Source organism: Desulfosporosinus sp. OT (assembly GCF_000224515.1).
Classification (GTDB): Bacteria; Bacillota; Desulfitobacteriia; order Desulfitobacteriales; family Desulfitobacteriaceae; genus Desulfosporosinus.
Window position 1 is genome coordinate 26,148 of record NZ_AGAF01000165.1, and the last position, 18,852, is coordinate 44,999.

Below are 18,852 nucleotides of genomic sequence, written 5' to 3' on the forward strand. Positions count from 1 at the left end.
AGGATCTTCACTTCCTTTCAAGAGTAAAAACTAATTATACCTTAATGCTGATTAAGTCAAAATTCATCTTTCTACATTTAACCAATTTTACCATTTAAGCTTGGCCTTGCAACTCTCCAAGGGCGCACACAATCTTCCTATAATCTGACCAACCGATTTCAGTGTCCGAAGAGACTCTTCCCCCTGAAGCTCACGCACGATGGACTTGTAAACTCTTTACAAAAAACTTCGTAACCTTTTCGAGATATTGATCTGGCAAAACACTGTAAGCTCCTACGTGTTTTGCCCCAGGCACGACCCAATACTCATCCTTTGGGTTGTTGACTTTTTCCCAAAGTTCTTTTGAATTTTCCATTGGGATCTTGTCATCAGCATCACCAGCAATAAAAAGAATCGGCCTCTTATCAAATTTTTCAATCTCATGAACAGGGCTCACATTTTCGGGCGTGATCCCTGTCAAGACCGGGATTTCGCGAAGAATTAGCGGGGTAAAAGGAACATTAGGTAACTTCGTCCAGGTTGGCATATTGACTTGCAAGTATTCTTTAAGGTCGGCAAATGGGCTATCGAGGACAACCGATTTAATTTCAACCTCATTGGCTGCTACCACCGCCGCCGTAGAAGCTCCCATAGAATAGCCGATAATGCCTATGTTCTGATATCCCAGTCTTTTAACATAATCAATTGCTCCCTGAAGGTCGCGTTGCTCAAAATCCCCGACAGAGACTAACGAACCTTCCGATTCACCTGAGGCACGGAAATCAAACATCAAAACACTAATTCCTTGTTGGACAAGCGCTTGCGTCACAGGGAAGGACGGTTTCTCCTTTGTCCTACTTCCCGCATAACCATGAGCCTGGATCACAACAGCTTTTGCATTTTGAGCAGGAATATACCATCCAGACAATTTTATGTTATCTTCACGACTGGCAAATATGACATCTTGATAGGTTAAGCCAAATTCACTCGGCTTACTAACTACTGGTTCTCGAATAGGATGAGTGAGAAGCCAACCTACAAAGCCTGAAATTCCAATACACCCCAGCACCGCTATACTCACAAACCCAATGAATCCTAAAAACAGTCGCTTTCTCCACGGTTTCTTCGTTTCAATTATTATTGGGCTAGTATTTCCGTCCCGAAGCTCCGCACCTAAATTGTCCATCAAGATACCTTCTTCCACGGTAGAATAATGCTCAAATTGGTTCGATTCTAACTCGGGTCTCGTAATATGGCGCCCCGTTTCCCACTTTACTGACGATATCACGGGTCAGAAGATTGGCACTGCTGCCGGATTTAAGCCAACGACCACGGGGAAAAATAATTGTATCCTGCCTTTGCTCGCTGTCCAGCTTGAGGCGAGCCTTTGTTGCTCCCACATTACTGATTACCCGAACAGTCTCTCCATCCGCCAGGTTCAGCTTAGCTGCCTCCTTAGGGTGGATCCGAATCACAGTCAATTCATCCTGCTCGGCAGGGGTCATTTCTGAGCACAACCACTCGTAAGATGAAACGGACATTAATTGATAGGGATAACTTTCTTTGCTCTCTAGGCAACTCGGCCGATTAAATTCTGTCATAAATTGAAACTTGCCTGAAGGGGTTGCAAATTTTCGATCAGTGTAGGGAACCATTGGGGCCCCAGGCAACCTCACCGGACCTGCCCACAGTTCCTCTAACGTAACACCTTGCCTCAGCAAGGGCGCCGTCAACAGAGTAAGCCATTCTTCAACGCTGCGCTTAAAATCCGGTCCGAAGGGAAAATGCGCGGCCAAACTCTGAAACAGTTCAAAATCGGACCGACTTTCCCCTTGGGGAGGGATAGCTTGGTTAACCGGTCCCACATAGTTGTGTCCATAGCTGGCCACGATGTCCTGCTCTTCCAAAAAAAGTAGTGCTCGGCAAGAAGATATCAGCCTGCTCAGCCGTATCATCCAGAAAATGTCCGGCTACTACAACAAAAGGCACCTGGGCAAAGGCGGCCGCCACTTTTCCAGAATTGGGTGCCATACATAACGGATTACCAGCTGTAATGAAAATCATTTGGATCGATGGAGCCTGAGCTTTCAAGATTTCTTCCCCAATGAGCGGCATCAACAGCTTCCTCCTGTTCGGATGGAGACTGTCTCCGACCCAGTCCAGATCGTACGGTGCATACTCCTCGAATCCCTGACTAACTCCACCACCTTTCACTCCGATCAAGCCGGCGAGCGCCCCTAAAGCATCGATGCTCCGAATCATATGATGCGCGTATTCCCAACGGTGCAATCCCCAGCCAAGTAATATCCCCGTTGGCTTCTGCTCCAGCAGAACATCCGCTAGTAACTCGATCTGCGGCACTGGAACATCACAAGCCTGAGCCAATTCTTGGAGGGTGAACGAATCCAAGATCCGTTGGAAATCACAAAATCCCCGGCTATGGGACTCGATAAACTCACGGTCCTCACGTCCCAGTGCTAAAATTTGCTTTGCTGCTGCCATTGCCAAGAAAGCATCTTTGCCGGGTGCAGGCTGAATATGCACATCACATATTCGCTTGCTTTCCGACGCCACAGGATCGATTAAGATGACTGAACCGCCCTGACGTCGAATCCTAGCAATTACTGGCAGAAGATAAGGATTGGTAGCTACCGGATTTCGCCCCCAAAGAACTAGTGAATTGCTGTGCTCATAGTCCAAGGGATCATGAGAGATGCGGCAACCGAAGTCTAGATTTTGCGATGCTTGACCTGTACCACCGCACAATGTTCCGTAAGTACCGGTTACTCCACCCAACAAATTAAAAAATCGTTCGTTTAATAGACGCAAGGCCGTACGCTGAGCAAAACCCCGGTAATATAGAATAGCTTCCGCGCCATACTGGTCCTTGACCTCATTCATGCGCCCGGCAATTTCATTCAGCGCACTGTCCCAAGTGATCCTTTGCCAGACTCCGGTTTTACGGTTATGACGCAGTGGCGTCAAGATCCGTTCTGAACTATAGGCCCGCCGCACAAATTCTTTGGCCTTATGACAAGCCACGCCTTGACTAAGGGGATGGCGTGGATTCCCCCCCAGAAAAACTACCCGTCCCTGGTCCACCTGGGCAATCAAACCGCAGGTGTTTGGACAATCTCTGGTACAGGTAGTAACCACTTCTCGTGCCATTCGACTACCATCCCCTTTCTCAGTTTATTTAAGCACCAAGCATCTATTCTTGATAATGAAAGGGCAAACTAATTAAACTACAGTCAAAAATGCTTAAATTGGTAGTATAAGTTTATCATGTTTCCAGCCTCTCCCCAAGTAGATTACTTGGGTGTGACAAAACTGGGTATAGACTCCTTGATCTGTTTCTGATACATTAAAAACCGTATGAATTAATTTTGAACTATAATGCCGTTGTCTTGCTATGACGAATAATTTTCTGGAAATGATGATTAAACTATTCAGTAGCATGATTATCAGCTAACTATGAAAGGTGGTGGTTTTTATGCATTCACTTTGGCAAGGTAAGGCACCCATTTACGAAGCACTGCAAAAATACAAATCCATCCGGGTAGTACCGTTTGACGTGCCAGGACATAAGCAAGGCAGAGGAAACCCCCAGCTCACAGAATTTTTGGGGGAAAAGTGCCTTACGGTGGATGTTAATTCCATGAAGCCACTTGATAATCTGGTCCATCCCGTCTCCGTAATCAAGGAGGCCGAGGAGCTAGCTGCGGATGCTTTCGGTGCCCAACATGCGTTTTTCATGGTCAACGGTACCACGGCCGCTGTCCAGGCAATGATTATGAGCGTGTGCAAACAGGGGGATAAAATTATCATGCCGCGCAATGTCCACCGGAGTGCCATTAACGCCTTAATTATCAGTGGAACAATTCCTGTTTATGTTAATCCCGGTGTTAATAAACGGTTGGGAATACCTTTAGGCATGTCAGTCAGTGAGGTCAAGAAAGCCATCGAGAAGAATCCGGATGCTAAAGCAATTTTCATTAATAATCCTACGTACTATGGTATTTGTTCCGATTTAAGGTCCATTACCGAGCTTGCCCATCGCCATAATATGTATGTCCTTGTAGACGAAGCACATGGTACTCACTTTTACTTCGGTGAGAATCTGCCCGTTAGTGCAATGGCGGCAGGAGCCGATATGGCGGCGGTCAGTATGCATAAAACAGGCGGATCGCTGACCCAGAGTTCATTTTTGCTCATTAGTAACCGTCTCAGCACAGGTCATGTGCGACAAACAATTAACCTAACCCAGACCACCAGTGGCTCCTATTTACTCTTGTCTTCTCTGGATATTTCCAGACGCAACCTGGCTCTGGACGGCAAAAACATCTTCAAAAAAGTATCTGCACTTGCTCATTATGCACGTGAAGAAATCAATAAAATTGGCGGATACTACGCTTTTTCCACAGAACTAATTAACGGAGATTCTGTGTTCGATTTTGACCACACCAAGCTTTCTGTCTATACGAGAGAAATAGGACTGGCAGGAATTGAGGTTTATGACATCCTCCGAGATGATTACGGAATTCAGATTGAGTTGGGTGATATAGGCAATATCCTGGCCATCATCTCTGTTGGAGACCGCGAACTGGCCTTGGAACGGCTTGTGTCTTCCCTGTCTGAAATAAAAAGACTTTATATGAAGGATAAAGCCGGCATGCTTGATCACGAGTACATTAATCCTGATGTGGTGATGACGCCTCAGCAAGCCTTCTATTCCAATCAGCATTCCGTCGCCATCACTGAAAGTACCGGCTATGTATGTGGTGAATTTGTCATGTCTTACCCACCTGGCATTCCTATTTTGGCACCAGGAGAACGGATAACCGAAGAAATTATCGATTATATTACCTATTCAAAGGCCAAAGGATGCTTCCTGACAGGCACAGAGGATATGTCCGTTAAAAACATCAAAATTGTGGAGGAATAAACAATGGAATTATGGTATACAGAACAACATACGGATAATGTTCGTTTTTCTATTAAGGTTGATAAACCTCTTTATTCGGGTCAGAGCGAATTCCAAAGAATAGATGTGTTTAACTCTAAAGAATTCGGTATTTTCTTTACTCTAGACGGTTTAATGATGGTTACCGAAAAGGACGAATTTATCTACCATGACATGATTGTTCACGTACCCATGGCCACCAATCCCAAAATTAAAAATGTCTTGGTGATTGGTGCTGGGGACGGCGGAACAGTAAGAGAGCTGACGCGCTACAACTCCATTGAACACATTGACATGGTGGAAATTGATAAAATGGTTGTGGATGTGTGCCGAGAATATTTGCCACAAACCGCCTGCAAGCTCGATGACCCAAGAGTCCAGTTATATTTTGAGGATGGGCTGAAGTTTGTCCGCTCTAAGGAAAACGCCTACGATCTAATCGTTGTTGACTCCACTGACCCCTTCGGACCTGGAGAGGGGCTGTTTACACGGGAGTTTTACGGTAATTGTTTTAAAGCACTGAAAGATGACGGCATCCTCGTCAATCAACACGAAAGTCCCTATTATGCGGAGTATGCCAAGTCCATGCAAAGAGCCCACAAACGGATCAGGGAATGTTTTCCGGTTTGCAGGGTCTATCAGGCCCACATCCCAACCTATCCTTCAGGGCATTGGCTTTTTGGTTTCGCTTCTAAAACGTACGATCCATTGATTGACATCGATGAACAAGCCTGGAACAATCTCGATCTAAAAACAAGGTATTACAATACTGAAATTCATAAAGGCTGCTTTGCCTTACCTAACTACGTAAAAGAGCTTTTAGTAAGCGCGGATGAGTAAGTTATTCAGCAAAGCTAAACATGACAAGGCCGCCTGAGCACATACAGGCGGCCTTGCTACGGTCTAGCACTGCCCGAACTAGTACTACTAAGTAAACTCTCGTTTGATTGGGCCAAAAGAGTCAGGAAAAGAAATTTAGTATGCTTTAAACCAAATTCCGCCGGTCCCATCATAGTTAACTCCATACGAAATCTTTGGTTTCGTATCATCGGGTTTAACTAAGAATACTACCCAACCTTCATTAGATGCCCCTTTATATAGTCTTGCATCCAATTGAGGATCTGGTTCAACCTCGCCCGTTTGGTTATATACCAAACCATTTTGCGAAACCAAATTAAAATCAGCTTCTCCAAACACGTATAAAGATTTCCCACCATCTATATCTAATAATTTGAAATTAATTTTAGCCAATAAATATTCATATCCTGACTTTGGAAGAGTATTTGATTCATTGGCATTTTTAACCATTGTTAGTGCTTGAGCTCCCCTGATAACTTGCTCCACGGTAATTTCGGCAGAATAATTAGAGTCAAAGCCATTTACTTCCAGTTTTTGTGAAACGTTCAAATCGACAGGCTTGGTGAGTGATGATGTAGGAACAGGTTTTTGACTTGGAATTGAACCTAAGGACATATTTAAATCTTGGTCATTAATCGAATTAAAATCTTCATAGGGAATAGCAAAATTCAAATTTTGACCATCAGTTAAACCAGCCGCAGTAATCCCAATGACTTCACCTTGTTCATTAATTAGAGCTCCCCCACTACTCCCTGGAGAAATTGGCGCAGAAATTTGAATGAATGTCACTCCATCAATTACTCTGTTAATTGTACTAATTAAACCATCGGAAATTGTATCTTCAAGTCCAAGTGGGTTTCCTAAAGTATATATTTTATCTCCTATCTGGGCAGAACTTGAAAAATTAAATTTCGCAGGTTGTAAATCATGGGCATTTACTTTTAAAACGACGGCATCATAGTTAGGATTATAGCCAGAAATATTCGTCACATCTAATACCCTACCATCCGATAAAGTTACCTTCGCCCTGGACACTCCATCAATGACATGATAATTAGTAAAAATCTTACCATCACTGCTTGCTATTACACCACTTGCAGCTCCCAAATCATTGCCCTCACTATCAAATATGTCAATATAAACAATGGAGGGTTTAAGTAATTTAGCTATTTCTCGTCCGTTTAAAATTTTATTTGAACAAGGATAATTGTTTTGTGTCGAGTCACTTAGTCCTTGAATTAGACTATCTGAGACGACGCCGGTTCCTCCAAATACATAAATATTCTTCCCCTTGGGCAAACGTTGTTGAAAATAATCCTTTGTATTCGCCGGTGAGACACTATTTACAAGAATCATGGGGGCGCTGATTTTTGCCGCATAGGCCGCACCAGTTAAGGCATCAGCAAAACCTTCACCTGTTGCTAGACAAATGCTATCAGAATTGAAATTATCGTCAAATTCCTTGTTTATAGCTATATTCAATTCATATCTGTCTGCCCCGACAATCCGTTCGGGATTAGTAAACTGCTTCGCGACACTATCCTCAATAGTACTGGAATCGCCAATTACATAGGTTTTATTTACATTAATTGTCGAGAGATAAGTCTTGACAGAATCAGGCAAATAATTTTTCGGCACTAGGACAATTGGAATTTGCTTTATAGCTGCAATTGGAGCAATTGATAAGGCATCAGGGTAATCCTCTCCTGTCGCGACAATTAATTCTGTCGAAGGAGTTGTTTGTTTAGCTATGTTAACCGAGGTCTCATACCTATCTTGACCTGCAATACGAGTTGGCGCAATTCCCATAGCTCGCAATTCCGTCTCAATTGATGTTGGGATGACTACTGTTCCACCTATAATAAATACGCTCTTAACTTGTAAAGCAATTAACGTCTGCTTTGTAATATCCTGCATACTACTTCCACTGGTCAATAAGATTGGAGCATTATATTTTTTGGCTAGAACTACCGCTGATAAAGCATCTGGAAAATTCCCGCCATAAGCTAAGATCGCATAATCAGCTTGCGTCCACCCATGCTGGGCAATAGCTTGAGCTGTAGCGTATCTGTCTGCCCCAGCTAAGCGCGTTATGGACGGTAGTGTGCTTGCATAAGTTGGTATGGTGAAAAACACTGAGATAATAAGAGTAAGTAATACCACCATAGTCTTTTTCTTCTGTAGCATAGTTTTCCCCTCTTTTTTCTATACGAATTTATTCCACGGGCCTAGGAATATTGTTGTGAAACATATCACATTATTTGTTGGATCCACTTATTATTCAAAGACTTGTCCTCCATCTTTATGCCATCTATCCTGCAACATTCCACAGATTTTCTTAAATTCCTGCATAAGCAGCTGTAACTATCCCTGAAAAGCTCTTATCTTGGCAAGCAACGACACTCTGATTCCATCAAATCACTGTTTTATTCTATTGTCAGTGAAGTTTTTACTTCGTAATAATGCTTTACATTGTAGTGAAATTCCCATAGTAGCCATACTTTCTAGGATTAAATGCGGAAAACCTTTTTTGTTTTAAAATAGTCGCAGCTCCTGTAAGTACTAATTGATGAATCATCGGAATCATTTTTTCCTTTACTATTTTACCACTCAGTTTTATCTTATCATCTGTGCTGATGTACATAACCCTAATACCTATTACATCAGCTTCATAACTTTCAAGTAAATCTTGCGTGGCAAAGTTTTTAAGGCTTTCAACATAGCTTAAAAAGTAGTCTACAAAAAAAAGTTTCTCCTCCATATGACCTTCAATAATACCAGTTGATTCCCTATCAGTCATTACTCTTAAGTCATAAACGCTTATTACCGTTAAGTTCATTATGAACCTCCTTTAACAGTAAAATTATGAGTTGTCGACGTTATCCCCATGGTGCCGAAACAATATATAAGCTTATAAACTGCATCCCCTTAATATATTAATCGATTACTCTATATATTTCCTTTGGTATCTTTTTTCCTAAAAATATTCAGAGAAATATCATTAAGAATAACGCGCGTGCGTGGGGTTGAAATGAAAGCATTAGCCAATGCAAAAACAAAAAGCCAGAACGTCAAAACGTACTGGCAGTCACTAATCATAAAATTTCTAATTTTCGTGGCTGGGAGAGTCAAAACATAATAAAAATAGTGGCGATCAGACCAAAGTTTATTTAATCCGTTTTAAATTGGATGTTTCTAATTGCAACACTTCAACCTTGGCCTCAATGCGGTCCAGTGCTTGTTCAATCTTTTGGTTATGATTTACTTGTATTTCCCGGAAATCAAAGATTGCTCCAATTTTTCGGTCAACATCATGTTCAACAACATTTACTATTTTAGCAACATTTTGGGCTATTGTTTCTTGATCTGTTCTAAGCTCTCTCAATTCATTTCGCATTTCAGTTTGCGTTTGATATATTTTTGCGAGAAAATCCATAATTTTTTGATCCATATCCCCTCCCCCTTGCAGCATGATTATAACATAATTTGTAGGCTATTACTCTAAGATATCGGCATTTTATTCTGTAAAAAGCGTTGTAAAGCTGTTGTCATAAACATTAACAAGACCTTTGTCCGTTATTCTAATTGCGGGGATCACAACCAGCGACAGCAGCGACATTGTCATAAAAGGTGAAGCAAGCGGCGAGCCCAGAGCTGCCCACGCCTCGGAAAGGTTGCTAAGTGCAGCGGCGACCTCCGCTGCCGATAAATCGCTCATCAGCCCGGCAATCGGCATTTTTAGCAGTGCTAGAATCTTTTCACCCTCTACGGCTGTCATACCGCCCGAACACTCAACTAATGTATTCGCCGCAAAGGCCATTTCGGCGTCACTTGTCCCTAGCACAACCAAGTTATGAGCATCGTGTGCATAGGTTGAGGCGACTGCACCCTTTTTCAGACCAAAGCCATGCACAAAACCAAGGGTCATTCCGCCTTCTGCCTTGTGCCTGTTTATAACCGCAACTTTACAGATATCTTTTTCTGTTGCAAGCTCAACTTCTCCGTTTCTAATCGGCAGGTCTTCCACCATTTCGGTAGTCAGCACATTGGAGTCGTGAACGCCAACCACCCTGACACTTGCAGTCTCCGTGCCGAGAGGCGCTTGCACAATAAAGTCGCTTGGCAAAAACTTGCGGGTTATTTTCACCGAAGTCCTGAGCTGCTCTGGGTATACATAGCCTCCGACAGGCACTGTGAGACTGCCTTTTTCTGCCACAAGCTCCCCGTTGATGATCACCTTTTCAACCCTCACCTGAGTCAAGTCACTCAAAATGTTAATGTCTGCAAAACGCCCTGGTGAGATCGAACCGAGATCACGCTCCATGCCAAAGCAGCAGGCAGTGTTGAGGGTTGCCATTTGAATCGCTGTCACTGGCCGCACACCCTTGGAAATTGCGAGACGAATGATATAATCCATGTGCCCGCGCTTTATAAGTGTGTCACCATGGAGATCATCGGAAACAAGCAAAGCAAGCCTAGTATCGATCTTCTGCTCTGTAATCGCTTTGATAACTTCGGGCAGGTCATCCCAAGCAGAACCTTCTCTAATCATCGCATACATGCCAAGGCGCATTTTAGCGAGGGCTTCACGCGCGCTGGTCGATTCATGGCAGCAGTTGATTCCTGCCGCAATATAAGCGTTTAAGGCAGCGCCTGTATCCGTGAGAGGGAAATGGCCTGTTACCGTCTTGCCCGCCTCAAGTGTTTTCTCCACCTTTGCGCAGGTTTGCGGGTCACCGGACAAAATGCCGGCATAATTCATCATCTCACCCAGACCAGCGACACCTTCCCAGTTCAGCGTGGTTTGGATATCCTGCGGCGTTATAGTGCTGCCTGTGTTTTCAAGGCCAGGGGAGGCTGGCACACAGGACGGTATGGTTGTAAAAACACGCAACGGCGTTGTCGCCCCGTCTTTCATCATGGCTACCATGCCATCAAGGCCTGCGACATTGACAATCTCATGTGGGTCCATAAAGATTGCAGAAGTTCCATGGGGAATAGTAGCTTTAGCATACTCTCCCACAGTCATCAGGCTGCTTTCCACATGCAGGTGACCGTCAATAAACCCAGGTACCAGATACATTCCTTGCGCCTCAATAATAACCGTTTCTTCGCCAATGGCTACCGCTGCATCACCGACAAGAGCAATACGCCCCAACTTTATCGCAACATCTGTGTTGAGTTGAATTTCACCAGTAAAAACATTGACAAGCTTACCGTTTTTAATGACCAAATCGGCCTTCAATTTCCCCTGCGCTGTAGCTGTAAGCTGCCTGCCTATTTCCCATAGCTTGTATCGTTTGTTCAAGTAAATCCCTCAATCCATCACATGCTTATATTCCATCTATACTATATTCTACAATTCTTGACAATTACCTCTATTACTCACCCTTCATTAACAACAACCATAACTATACTGCCCTGAAGCTTGTGAATCATATTTACAGTACATGCCTATCTTACACAATGTAACCATGCAACAGTAAAGAATCCCGGGAATGCTTATTATTGGCCTTCCAGGGATTCTTTTCAAATTATCAGAATTGTTTGCCATCGTGTACGCACCTCGAAGGATTCCCAATGCTTCTGGGCCTCTTCAAAAATATCATCTAAAGACATATCCCTATAAACCTCTTCCTGGTCTTGTCGGTTAATTGTAGTAATATTCGGCGAAACGTATCGTTCCGCACGGTTCCTGGAACCTGTGCGGAACACAAAAAATGTCGACTCACAAGCAGTCCTGCCGGGTAAGAATTTACTTCTAGTGTACAACCTTTTGTAAATCCGAATAACAAGTTTTAAGTTATGAATTTGGAGTCCAATCCACTTTCCCACCATTTTCACCATTAGGTGTTAAAGTAAATGTACCATGTCCCTTTTGACTTTTCAGATAAATCGTAGCCCCAGAGAAACCAGTGATCAGTACCTCACCTGCTCCTGGAATGGTATGCTTTATCATGAATTGAGGTTTATTTGGAGTGTTTTCTTGAATATAATAAGCTACAACGATACCAACTGAAGGATCTGATTTTTCATTTCCTGCTATGATATTCCAATTCCAATGATCTGTATAGGCTTGAGGAGTTATAACATACATTTCTATTACAGCTTCTATATTTGGAATATAATCCGCAGAGATTGTTTCCGGATTATACCCAGTATATTCAATTGTTGGAGACTCATTTATTGATTCTGAGAGTAGCGATGAATCCACCGGATACCATTTTAGCTCATCATGACTAATTACATTTGTATTCTTTGGATACCGATATTCATATAATGGAACACCATTATTTGTTAGTGCTTTAGGCTTAAGTTCAGTAGGTTGAATAGCCTTGTCCCAGGAAAAGATTACTGGGGTTCCTACCTTTACCTCTTTTGTGGTTCGCATACCCATTGGTCCAGCTTCAACAAATGCGATATTTGGATCGAATGTCTCCACGGCAAAAACAGTCGCCTGCCCATTGTTACCGTTATAACTAAGCAAGCCAACTGTATTGATCACTTCCGCTGATGTTTGATCAAAATACACAGCAGCAGGCGCTCTCCATAGGAAACCGTTCTTAATTGCTATTACAGTGCGAGAACCTTTGGGTATCTTAAAAAGGTATACCTTACCCCAGCCGAAATCAACATCTCCCAAAGACACTGAATTCTTGCCAACGTCGAAATGCGCCTTAGCTGCATCCAATGGTGTAAATCTATATCCGCTAATATAAAAAAACATCACCGTCATAATAAATATAACTATGCCTAGAAAAATGCCAATATACGTCTTTTTTCTCATTCACCTACCCCTTCCAGCTATCAGCAAAAAAGTACCTTAATGAATCAGTGTCTTTTATTAACATTATATATTAAACAGACAGGACCTATGCACTTAATGGTAGGCCTTGGAAACTTGGATAACCCTTACCCCAAAACATTCGGATTTCATCGGGCCAAAAATCATCAAAAAGCCTTGCAAATCTATGCACAGTTGTGTCAAACTGGATATGGACCTGCTGAATCCCTTTCCGGGTTTTCAGACGGACCTCGCAACGAGTGTGGAAGAGGCTGCTGACCATTTCGCCGTGGGTGAAGCCTTCTCCATCACTCGTTTTTCCTTTGTTTTCATACCACTGAGCATAATTAGGTAAGGTTTCTGTAGCGAATAGTAACTCCAAATGGGCGTGGCGGTGAATTTCCGTCGTCGAATGACAATCGCACATCCCAAGTTCTTGTTTTGCCGCTCGGTAGAAAACCTCAATTCGCCATCTCTGCAAATAAACGGATAAAGCTTCGCGCGGTGCATCATGGCGATTGCTAATGATGAGGTAAGCACCCCGGTATTGAGCGACCTGCTCATTTAGGTCCTCTTCTACCAAATTCTCTAGTGTTTGATCTTCGTCCTCTTTTAAGCTCATAGCGACAACGGCAGTTATCGGTGTAAAGCGTTGTTTGGTTACTACTTTGCCTTTTTTGTTCGTGATTTTATACGGCATCTTCATATAGATGTCGGGAACTGCAACGGAAACCAATCCCGAACCTTATAACTTGAGTTGAGGAAAGAGTTCTCTGATTAGCATCCGTGCATTGATTGAAACAAAACGTTCTTGGCCGCTCCAGGGTCTGATGACTCTGCGGTAGATTACAGTATTTCGCTTAGCCTTGGTGACCCAGTCGAAAGAATTTGTTGTAAGAAAGTTAAAGAACTCCTTGGCTAGGTACCAGCGGTCCATTGCCACCCATAAGCGGCAATGAACTGATTTACGCAATTGTACGAGCATTTCCTGTGCTAGGTCAAGTTTTGTTGGACCTTCCCCTTTAACCTCCGGTTTACGCCAAATACGGTAAAATAGCGGGTATTCAAGACCCTTACGAAGGACGGCATGCAACGTAACAAGATTCATGGTCCAGACATTTATCTTCTGGCTATGGTCAAAAAGCCAACACAAAAACGGCAACTCTTTTCCGAAGGGGTGGGGATTTAACGTATCATCGAGCGCAATCACATCGCCTTCGCGTAATTGAGTATCTGAGTCTTCTTGAAGGCGACCGACACGTTTTTCGCCAAACAGGGACCAATTATAGGACGTGGTAAGGAAACGGCTCATCGTTGATTGAATGATTTTCCTACCTTGAAACAAATATCGTAGTAAAGCATCTTTACCAGCCATCTCAGCCATTTTAGACACGGAAGTGCAATGAGAAATGAGACCGACAACGTAGAGGAAGGCTGTCATCCAGGTGGGAACACCGCGAAGTTTATTGATTCCAGCTTGCGTAAGGAGAATAGAAAAATCAAAACGATCCCATAACTTGAGTAAAATAGGTACTCCGGCACATTCACTTTGAGGTAGGTCGCGGAATTGAGGCTTAGCTAAGGTTTTCATGGGGTATCACCCTTTAATCGAAAGATATACCTTATAATCAAGGTATCCTTCGCAATTATTGGGCCTTTTTTCAAATGTCAAGGGTTTTTGGCGGTTTTTAGAAAATTATTTTGTCATAATGCTTAATTCCAATTATTTACTTCAACTGCATAGGTCCTGTTAACAGAAAGCATTAAGTTTTACCTTGAAAAAATTTACGAAAATTAACTAAAACCCCCTCACTTCTAGCCTAACATCAAACACAACCATTTAATAATCCTTAGATTTTTTTGTCACCCTATATATAAAAAGTTTAATAAACTAGGTTCGGCTTGGTAGTAACTACTTGCCAATTCAAAATAATATGTGCTGAGAAATTGCCGGTCGAAGTTACCATCAACCCCGACCGGCTTCCTGTTTTCATAGGCATTTTTCCCTTAAAAGAGGAAGTATAATGAACTTGTTATAGCCTACTTAGATCCTGCTGACTTTTCGATGGGTTGTGTGTTAACAGCGTTAAAAACGCCAATAACAGTTTTACCATCTTTAGCATACAGTGGGATTTTACGAATTTCACCAACTTTACGGTTACTTTGCTGGGCCAAAGCTTCATCCCGTGTTTTGGCCAATGGCGGGATTAGATCTACAGGTCGCACGTACCCACTAGTGCCGTCCGCACCTACAGCACTAATCAAATCCGGCATTGTGTCAATAGAAATGGCATCCAAACCAGAGCCATATGTCTGGCCATTCGCGTTCTTGGGATAGACCGGAGCTTTTTTGTCAGAGTAGGGATTAGCTAATGCATGTCCGAAGCCAAGTGATCCCGCTGTTATTCCAGCGACAAGGGCAACAGCGATAATTAATGTTTGTGACCCAAACCGTTTAAGCAACATTTCGTTCACCTCCTAATAATTGAGAGCAGGACTCGTATATGTTTGGTAGGGACCACTATAACCGTTACCATTATATGCTGCGGAATAACCTTTACTTGTGTATGTCCCAGAATTATAGGTTGTGGATGATAAAATTGACATACCAGCTAAAGGCTGACTATTGTAAGCCCAATTTCCAGATGATTCAACACATTGGCCGCTTGAATCATACAATCCTGCCCATATTCCAATATAACCCGTTGGAACGGTAGCCAAATCTTGGGTTTGCACATACGTACCTGCATACGCACCTGAACCATTATAGACTGTTGCTTCATTTTTGTAAGAGTAGCCTAGGACTGGGCCGTAGTTATAGTAAGGACTAGATGCATAGGCTGCAAACGCTGTCGTTGCACTTGCTGCAAAAAGAATACCCAAAAGAAAAGATGTGATCGCTACTTTTAATTTTCTCCTAATCACCTTAAATTCCTCCTTTCCATTGTAAACAGAAATTTTTGATTAGAGTTTAGATGGTTTTAACAAAAAACACCCCACGTGCATACATTTCTGGGGATATTATGAGTAGGACATATTTCCTCCCTTCCTTAAAATCTCCCTTCACAAACATCCCCAGTAGGTGTAGTATAAAATCGCCTACAATTTGTGTAGGGGCAAAAGAGCCTTAAGATCAAATGTACTTTGCGGGTATGATTGATCTTAAGGCGTCCCTTATTTAAATGGCGAATACCATCTAAATAACCCACGTGATTTTTTCTTCCTATATAGATGCAATACCGGCTTTACATCATTTAAGGAATATAAACAGCTTCAGTATAAGAATAACCTGTTTCATACGTTGACCCGTTATATGCTGTGTGCTCAGCAAAAACCCGGTAATAATACCCGGACGATACGCCTAAATTTTGGCCTCCGGACACATTTGATGCGTTAGCAGATGTGTAGTTGTAAGTTTGAAGAGTATACCAATTTCCATTTTTTAAATACTGAAGGTGCAGGGTTAAGCCGATTTGTGAAACTGGATAATACGTTGAGGTATAGCCAGAGATAGTAATATTTCCATTTCCATTGTCTGACAGTTGGCTACCTCCCCCTGAAATAGTTTGATAGGTAAGGGGTTGTATCAACTTGCCGGTGCTTGTGTTATTTGTTGCACCCAGAGCCGTTATGGGAATTAAAAGTAATAACAGGGCTAAAAACACGGGTAAGAGTCTTTTCATGGATAATTCCTCCTTAAAAATGCTTTCACTATTAAGACAACGGAAAACAAGCAAAGGTTACAAAAAAAGCTGTCGAAATATATTTTTTCATAAAAAATAAGAGGGCTTCTTCTTAACCAGAGAAAGCCCCTTTTAGTCTAATTTTAATTGATAGATTCGGCAATTTTTAAGAATTCGTCCGTCGATAATTGCCCAGTTAATTTTAACGTAAAAGTGCGATGTTCCGCTTGTCTATCGACATATTGCGGAAAGTAAGTGTTCCCTGATGGAAGGAAAAGAAGCCGGTGGAGATATTCTTCAGTGTTTTTTCCTCTCGAGCATTCAGTTGATTGTTCAAATTCCAAAATGTCTACATAACCGTGCTTTGCAAGATCGCTAATGATTTCTCGAAGCAATGCTTCCTGCAATTAATAAATTAGGCCTAACTCCTTGTGTCCAAACTTCAAATCTTTTTGAAGTTTAAGAAACCGCTATCCATTTATTAAGAATGAGCTAAATAATGTAAATAACATCATTATTATTGCTATTTTACGTCCTAGTCTAGAACCAAAATCATCCTTAAATTTAAAACTGATAATTAACGCAGGGATATAAAATATTAAAGAATAAAAGATAGTATAATGGATTCCTGAATTTAGATTCGACCATGCTTTCAGACCTAATGAATTGAGAATTAAGTCTCCTAAAGCTACAAAATCAAATGAAAAAGAAAATAATCCTCCAATTATAATTAGAATTAAAGATATTGTGCCAATCCCAATTTTAGGTTTTGTGTTTTGTATATCATCTTTCATATTTAAAAGAACCTCCTTAATAATCTTTACTTATGATTTGATTTAATTAACATTTACTTTAAATTGAGTAAATTTAGAGCAAGAATTAAGATTCTTGCTCTAAATTCGGGACTAAAGTATATTAATCGAAAAATCAAAAGTGTAGTCAGCATTTAAACGTCTCTTTCAATATACGTTGCATCATAAGCTGAATTCGGATAACATGTTACATATTGCGTAATTACAAGGTCTTGAATAACCAATCCAAAACCTTGGTATTCAAAACCCGTATGGAACAATCCAGATACTTTTGCCTCATAATTGTTTCCAACAGCGTAATGGCCTTCTTCCCATTCACTAACCTGCCAAAGTGATAATATACTTCCACGTTGATACCAACCATCATAATTACCAGCGTAATCAGCTTTTACTCCATCATATGAGAAGTTCAAAGATTGTGCTACGGTAAATATATGCACACCTACCCAGGAGTAATAGTCTTTATAGGACTGTGCGTATCTAATTGATGCAGCAACAGAAATGTCACTAGTTGTTGATGTATTGTTCTTCCCAATAGCAAATATTCCATTGTCATAGAAATCAATATCAGTATCATTTATTACAACGGATTTTCTTACAGCTGTAGGAACCTTTGCTTTTGTCTTATTGAGTGACTTTGCTTTAACCTCTCTATTGTTTTCTGATAAAGTATTTAATTCGGCAATTTCATTTCCGGTAAATTTTTCGTCATTTGTTAATTCATTGCTGAAAAAATTGTCGATAAGTGTTTTTATATTTTTGTTAGTAGCTGAATTAGCCTTAAGATAATCTACCAATTTATCCTCAGACTTTGATAGTTTTTCAATGGCCTGTTTCTGTTGATTAGTATAAGAAGAAGTGGTCATCGCTGAATTTGTGTTACTTGCCATAACTGGGGCAACGCTTGAAAACATGAATATAGAACAGGTAATCATAGCTACTAGATTTTTCAGCTTTTTAAGCATAATAACATCACCTCCCCTGTTAAGATAAATATTTCTTGGGGATAAAAAGCCGAATCACATTCCCTCCCTTTTACTGAATCTCCCTTCACAAACATCCCCAGTAGGTGTAGTATAAAATTACCTACAATTTGTGTAGGGGCAAAACGCCATCAGATCAAATGGTACTTTGCGGGTATGATTGATCTGATGGCGTCCCTTATTTAAATGGCGAAGGCCATCTAAATAACTAGGTTATAATATTTCCTCCTCATGATGTACCGGCATTCAACAATCTAAGGTATATAAACCGCTTCAGCATAGGAGTAACCTGTTTCATACGTTGACCCGTTATATGCGGTATGCTCTGCAAACACTCGGTAATAATACCCGGGCGATACGCCTGAATTTTGGCCTCCGGACACGTATGATCCGTTGGAAGATGTGTAGTTGTAAGTTTAAAGAGTATACCAATTTCCATTTTTTAGATACTGAAGGTGAAGGGTTAAACCGATTTGTGAAACTGGATAATACGTTGAGGTATAACCTGAGATAGTAATTTTCCCATTTCCATTGTCTGACAGTTGGCTACCTCCCCCTGAAATAGTTTGATATGTCAGGGGGAGTACCAACTTGCCAGTACTTGTGTTGTTTGTTGCACCCAGAGCTGTTAAGGGAATCAAAAGTAAAAACAGGGCTAAAAACACGGGTAAGAGTCTTTTTATGGATAATTCCTCCTTAAAAATGCTTTCACTATTAAGACAACGGAAAACAAGCAAAGGTTACAAAAAAGCTGTCTAAAATATATTTTTTCATAAAAAATAAGAGGGCT

At 41.6% G+C, this 18,852-nt stretch carries 20 protein-coding genes; 3 read left to right on the forward strand and 17 right to left on the reverse strand.

Annotation, left to right across the window (positions count from 1 at the left end; all coding sequences use genetic code 11):
- Positions 1 to 190: 190 nt before the first annotated feature.
- From DOT_RS15190 to DOT_RS15195, 3 genes are read right to left on the reverse strand one after another with little or no spacing between them, the layout of a single operon-like run.
- Complete coding sequence (locus tag DOT_RS15190) at positions 191 to 1,165, reverse strand: alpha/beta hydrolase (protein WP_009620457.1); 975 nt, start codon at positions 1,163 to 1,165, stop codon at positions 191 to 193.
- Positions 1,166 to 1,196: 31 nt separating this feature from the next.
- Complete coding sequence (locus DOT_RS31890; RefSeq protein WP_242833849.1) at positions 1,197 to 1,886, reverse strand: molybdopterin dinucleotide binding domain-containing protein; 690 nt, start codon at positions 1,884 to 1,886, stop codon at positions 1,197 to 1,199.
- A complete protein-coding gene (locus tag DOT_RS15195) occupies positions 1,831 to 3,147 on the reverse strand; it encodes a molybdopterin-dependent oxidoreductase (RefSeq protein ID WP_009620460.1) in 1,317 nt (438 codons plus the stop codon). The genes DOT_RS31890 and DOT_RS15195 overlap by 56 nt, the downstream gene beginning before the upstream one ends.
- A gap of 325 nt (positions 3,148 to 3,472) precedes the next feature.
- Here DOT_RS15195 and DOT_RS15200 point away from each other — a divergent pair, with 325 nt between their 5' ends.
- Both DOT_RS15200 and speE read left to right on the forward strand, forming a co-directional pair.
- Positions 3,473 to 4,924 carry an aminotransferase class I/II-fold pyridoxal phosphate-dependent enzyme gene (locus DOT_RS15200; protein ID WP_009620462.1) on the forward strand — a complete coding sequence of 484 codons (1,452 nt, stop codon included), beginning with the start codon at positions 3,473 to 3,475 and terminating at the stop codon, positions 4,922 to 4,924.
- 3 nt (positions 4,925 to 4,927) lie between these two features.
- On the forward strand, positions 4,928 to 5,782 hold the full coding sequence (speE, locus tag DOT_RS15205; protein WP_009620464.1) for a polyamine aminopropyltransferase: 855 nt from the start codon (positions 4,928 to 4,930) through the stop codon (positions 5,780 to 5,782).
- A 135-nt stretch (positions 5,783 to 5,917) separates the two neighbouring features.
- Here speE and DOT_RS27865 read toward each other — a convergent pair whose 3' ends face one another.
- The 14 genes from DOT_RS27865 to DOT_RS31420 all read right to left on the reverse strand — a co-directional run bounded on the left by DOT_RS27865 (position 5,918) and on the right by DOT_RS31420 (position 18,501).
- Positions 5,918 to 7,987 (reverse strand): cell wall-binding repeat-containing protein, encoded by a 2,070-nt coding sequence (locus DOT_RS27865; RefSeq protein ID WP_009620466.1) that lies wholly within the window; start codon positions 7,985 to 7,987, stop codon positions 5,918 to 5,920.
- 280 nt (positions 7,988 to 8,267) lie between these two features.
- A complete protein-coding gene (locus tag DOT_RS15215; RefSeq protein WP_009620468.1) occupies positions 8,268 to 8,639 on the reverse strand; it encodes a hypothetical protein in 372 nt (123 codons plus the stop codon).
- A 327-nt stretch (positions 8,640 to 8,966) separates the two neighbouring features.
- A complete protein-coding gene (locus tag DOT_RS15220) occupies positions 8,967 to 9,251 on the reverse strand; it encodes a hypothetical protein (RefSeq protein WP_009620473.1) in 285 nt (94 codons plus the stop codon).
- A 66-nt stretch (positions 9,252 to 9,317) separates the two neighbouring features.
- The gene (gene ade / locus DOT_RS15225) at positions 9,318 to 11,108 is read right to left on the reverse strand and encodes an adenine deaminase (RefSeq protein ID WP_139024217.1); all 1,791 of its coding nucleotides are present in this window, start codon (positions 11,106 to 11,108) and stop codon (positions 9,318 to 9,320) included.
- A 495-nt stretch (positions 11,109 to 11,603) separates the two neighbouring features.
- Complete coding sequence (locus DOT_RS31895; protein WP_009620477.1) at positions 11,604 to 12,587, reverse strand: hypothetical protein; 984 nt, start codon at positions 12,585 to 12,587, stop codon at positions 11,604 to 11,606.
- A gap of 85 nt (positions 12,588 to 12,672) precedes the next feature.
- Positions 12,673 to 13,284: a transposase gene (locus DOT_RS27870; RefSeq protein WP_157998467.1), complete on the reverse strand. Its 612-nt coding sequence runs from the start codon at positions 13,282 to 13,284 to the stop codon at positions 12,673 to 12,675.
- A 45-nt stretch (positions 13,285 to 13,329) separates the two neighbouring features.
- Positions 13,330 to 14,175, reverse strand: coding sequence for a transposase (locus tag DOT_RS27875; RefSeq protein ID WP_009620487.1), 846 nt, complete (start codon positions 14,173 to 14,175; stop codon positions 13,330 to 13,332).
- A 449-nt stretch (positions 14,176 to 14,624) separates the two neighbouring features.
- Complete coding sequence (locus DOT_RS15245) at positions 14,625 to 15,050, reverse strand: hypothetical protein (RefSeq protein WP_009620489.1); 426 nt, start codon at positions 15,048 to 15,050, stop codon at positions 14,625 to 14,627.
- A 12-nt stretch (positions 15,051 to 15,062) separates the two neighbouring features.
- Positions 15,063 to 15,509, reverse strand: a complete 447-nt coding sequence (locus DOT_RS15250) for a hypothetical protein (protein ID WP_009620491.1) — start codon at positions 15,507 to 15,509, stop codon at positions 15,063 to 15,065.
- A gap of 329 nt (positions 15,510 to 15,838) precedes the next feature.
- Positions 15,839 to 16,267: a hypothetical protein gene (locus DOT_RS15255; RefSeq protein ID WP_009620493.1), complete on the reverse strand. Its 429-nt coding sequence runs from the start codon at positions 16,265 to 16,267 to the stop codon at positions 15,839 to 15,841.
- Between the two features lie 143 nt (positions 16,268 to 16,410).
- Entirely contained in the window at positions 16,411 to 16,674 is a 264-nt protein-coding gene (locus DOT_RS30525) for a hypothetical protein (RefSeq protein ID WP_040412366.1), read from the reverse strand.
- Between the two features lie 63 nt (positions 16,675 to 16,737).
- Positions 16,738 to 17,061, reverse strand: a complete 324-nt coding sequence (locus DOT_RS15265) for a hypothetical protein (RefSeq protein WP_009620498.1) — start codon at positions 17,059 to 17,061, stop codon at positions 16,738 to 16,740.
- 152 nt (positions 17,062 to 17,213) lie between these two features.
- Positions 17,214 to 18,044, reverse strand: coding sequence for a hypothetical protein (locus tag DOT_RS15270; protein ID WP_009620499.1), 831 nt, complete (start codon positions 18,042 to 18,044; stop codon positions 17,214 to 17,216).
- Positions 18,045 to 18,291: 247 nt separating this feature from the next.
- A complete protein-coding gene (locus DOT_RS31420) occupies positions 18,292 to 18,501 on the reverse strand; it encodes a hypothetical protein (RefSeq protein ID WP_207637047.1) in 210 nt (69 codons plus the stop codon).
- Positions 18,502 to 18,653: 152 nt separating this feature from the next.
- Between DOT_RS31420 and DOT_RS30530 the strand changes: the two genes are divergently transcribed.
- On the forward strand, positions 18,654 to 18,821 hold the full coding sequence (locus DOT_RS30530; protein WP_009620503.1) for a hypothetical protein: 168 nt from the start codon (positions 18,654 to 18,656) through the stop codon (positions 18,819 to 18,821).
- Positions 18,822 to 18,852 lie beyond the last annotated feature (31 nt).

What these genes read in the sequence shown, in the direction of transcription:
- DOT_RS15220 (WP_009620473.1), bottom strand. Translation starts at nt 9,251, where the DNA reads ATGGATCAAAAAATTATGGATTTTCTCGCAAAAATATATCAAACGCAA.
- DOT_RS31420 (WP_207637047.1), bottom strand. Translation starts at nt 18,501, where the DNA reads ATGGAAATTGGTATACTCTTTAAACTTACAACTACACATCTTCCAACG.
- DOT_RS15245 (WP_009620489.1), bottom strand. Translation starts at nt 15,050, where the DNA reads ATGTTGCTTAAACGGTTTGGGTCACAAACATTAATTATCGCTGTTGCC.
- DOT_RS15215 (WP_009620468.1), bottom strand. Translation starts at nt 8,639, where the DNA reads ATGAACTTAACGGTAATAAGCGTTTATGACTTAAGAGTAATGACTGAT.
- speE (WP_009620464.1), top strand. Translation starts at nt 4,928, where the DNA reads ATGGAATTATGGTATACAGAACAACATACGGATAATGTTCGTTTTTCT.
- DOT_RS15270 (WP_009620499.1), bottom strand. Translation starts at nt 18,044, where the DNA reads ATGCTTAAAAAGCTGAAAAATCTAGTAGCTATGATTACCTGTTCTATA.
- DOT_RS15195 (WP_009620460.1), bottom strand. Translation starts at nt 3,147, where the DNA reads ATGGCACGAGAAGTGGTTACTACCTGTACCAGAGATTGTCCAAACACC.
- DOT_RS27875 (WP_009620487.1), bottom strand. Translation starts at nt 14,175, where the DNA reads ATGAAAACCTTAGCTAAGCCTCAATTCCGCGACCTACCTCAAAGTGAA.
- DOT_RS27865 (WP_009620466.1), bottom strand. Translation starts at nt 7,987, where the DNA reads ATGCTACAGAAGAAAAAGACTATGGTGGTATTACTTACTCTTATTATC.
- DOT_RS15255 (WP_009620493.1), bottom strand. Translation starts at nt 16,267, where the DNA reads ATGAAAAGACTCTTACCCGTGTTTTTAGCCCTGTTATTACTTTTAATT.
- DOT_RS31895 (WP_009620477.1), bottom strand. Translation starts at nt 12,587, where the DNA reads ATGAGAAAAAAGACGTATATTGGCATTTTTCTAGGCATAGTTATATTT.
- DOT_RS15265 (WP_009620498.1), bottom strand. Translation starts at nt 17,061, where the DNA reads ATGAAAGATGATATACAAAACACAAAACCTAAAATTGGGATTGGCACA.
- DOT_RS15190 (WP_009620457.1), bottom strand. Translation starts at nt 1,165, where the DNA reads ATGGACAATTTAGGTGCGGAGCTTCGGGACGGAAATACTAGCCCAATA.
- DOT_RS15200 (WP_009620462.1), top strand. Translation starts at nt 3,473, where the DNA reads ATGCATTCACTTTGGCAAGGTAAGGCACCCATTTACGAAGCACTGCAA.
- DOT_RS27870 (WP_157998467.1), bottom strand. Translation starts at nt 13,284, where the DNA reads ATGCCGTATAAAATCACGAACAAAAAAGGCAAAGTAGTAACCAAACAA.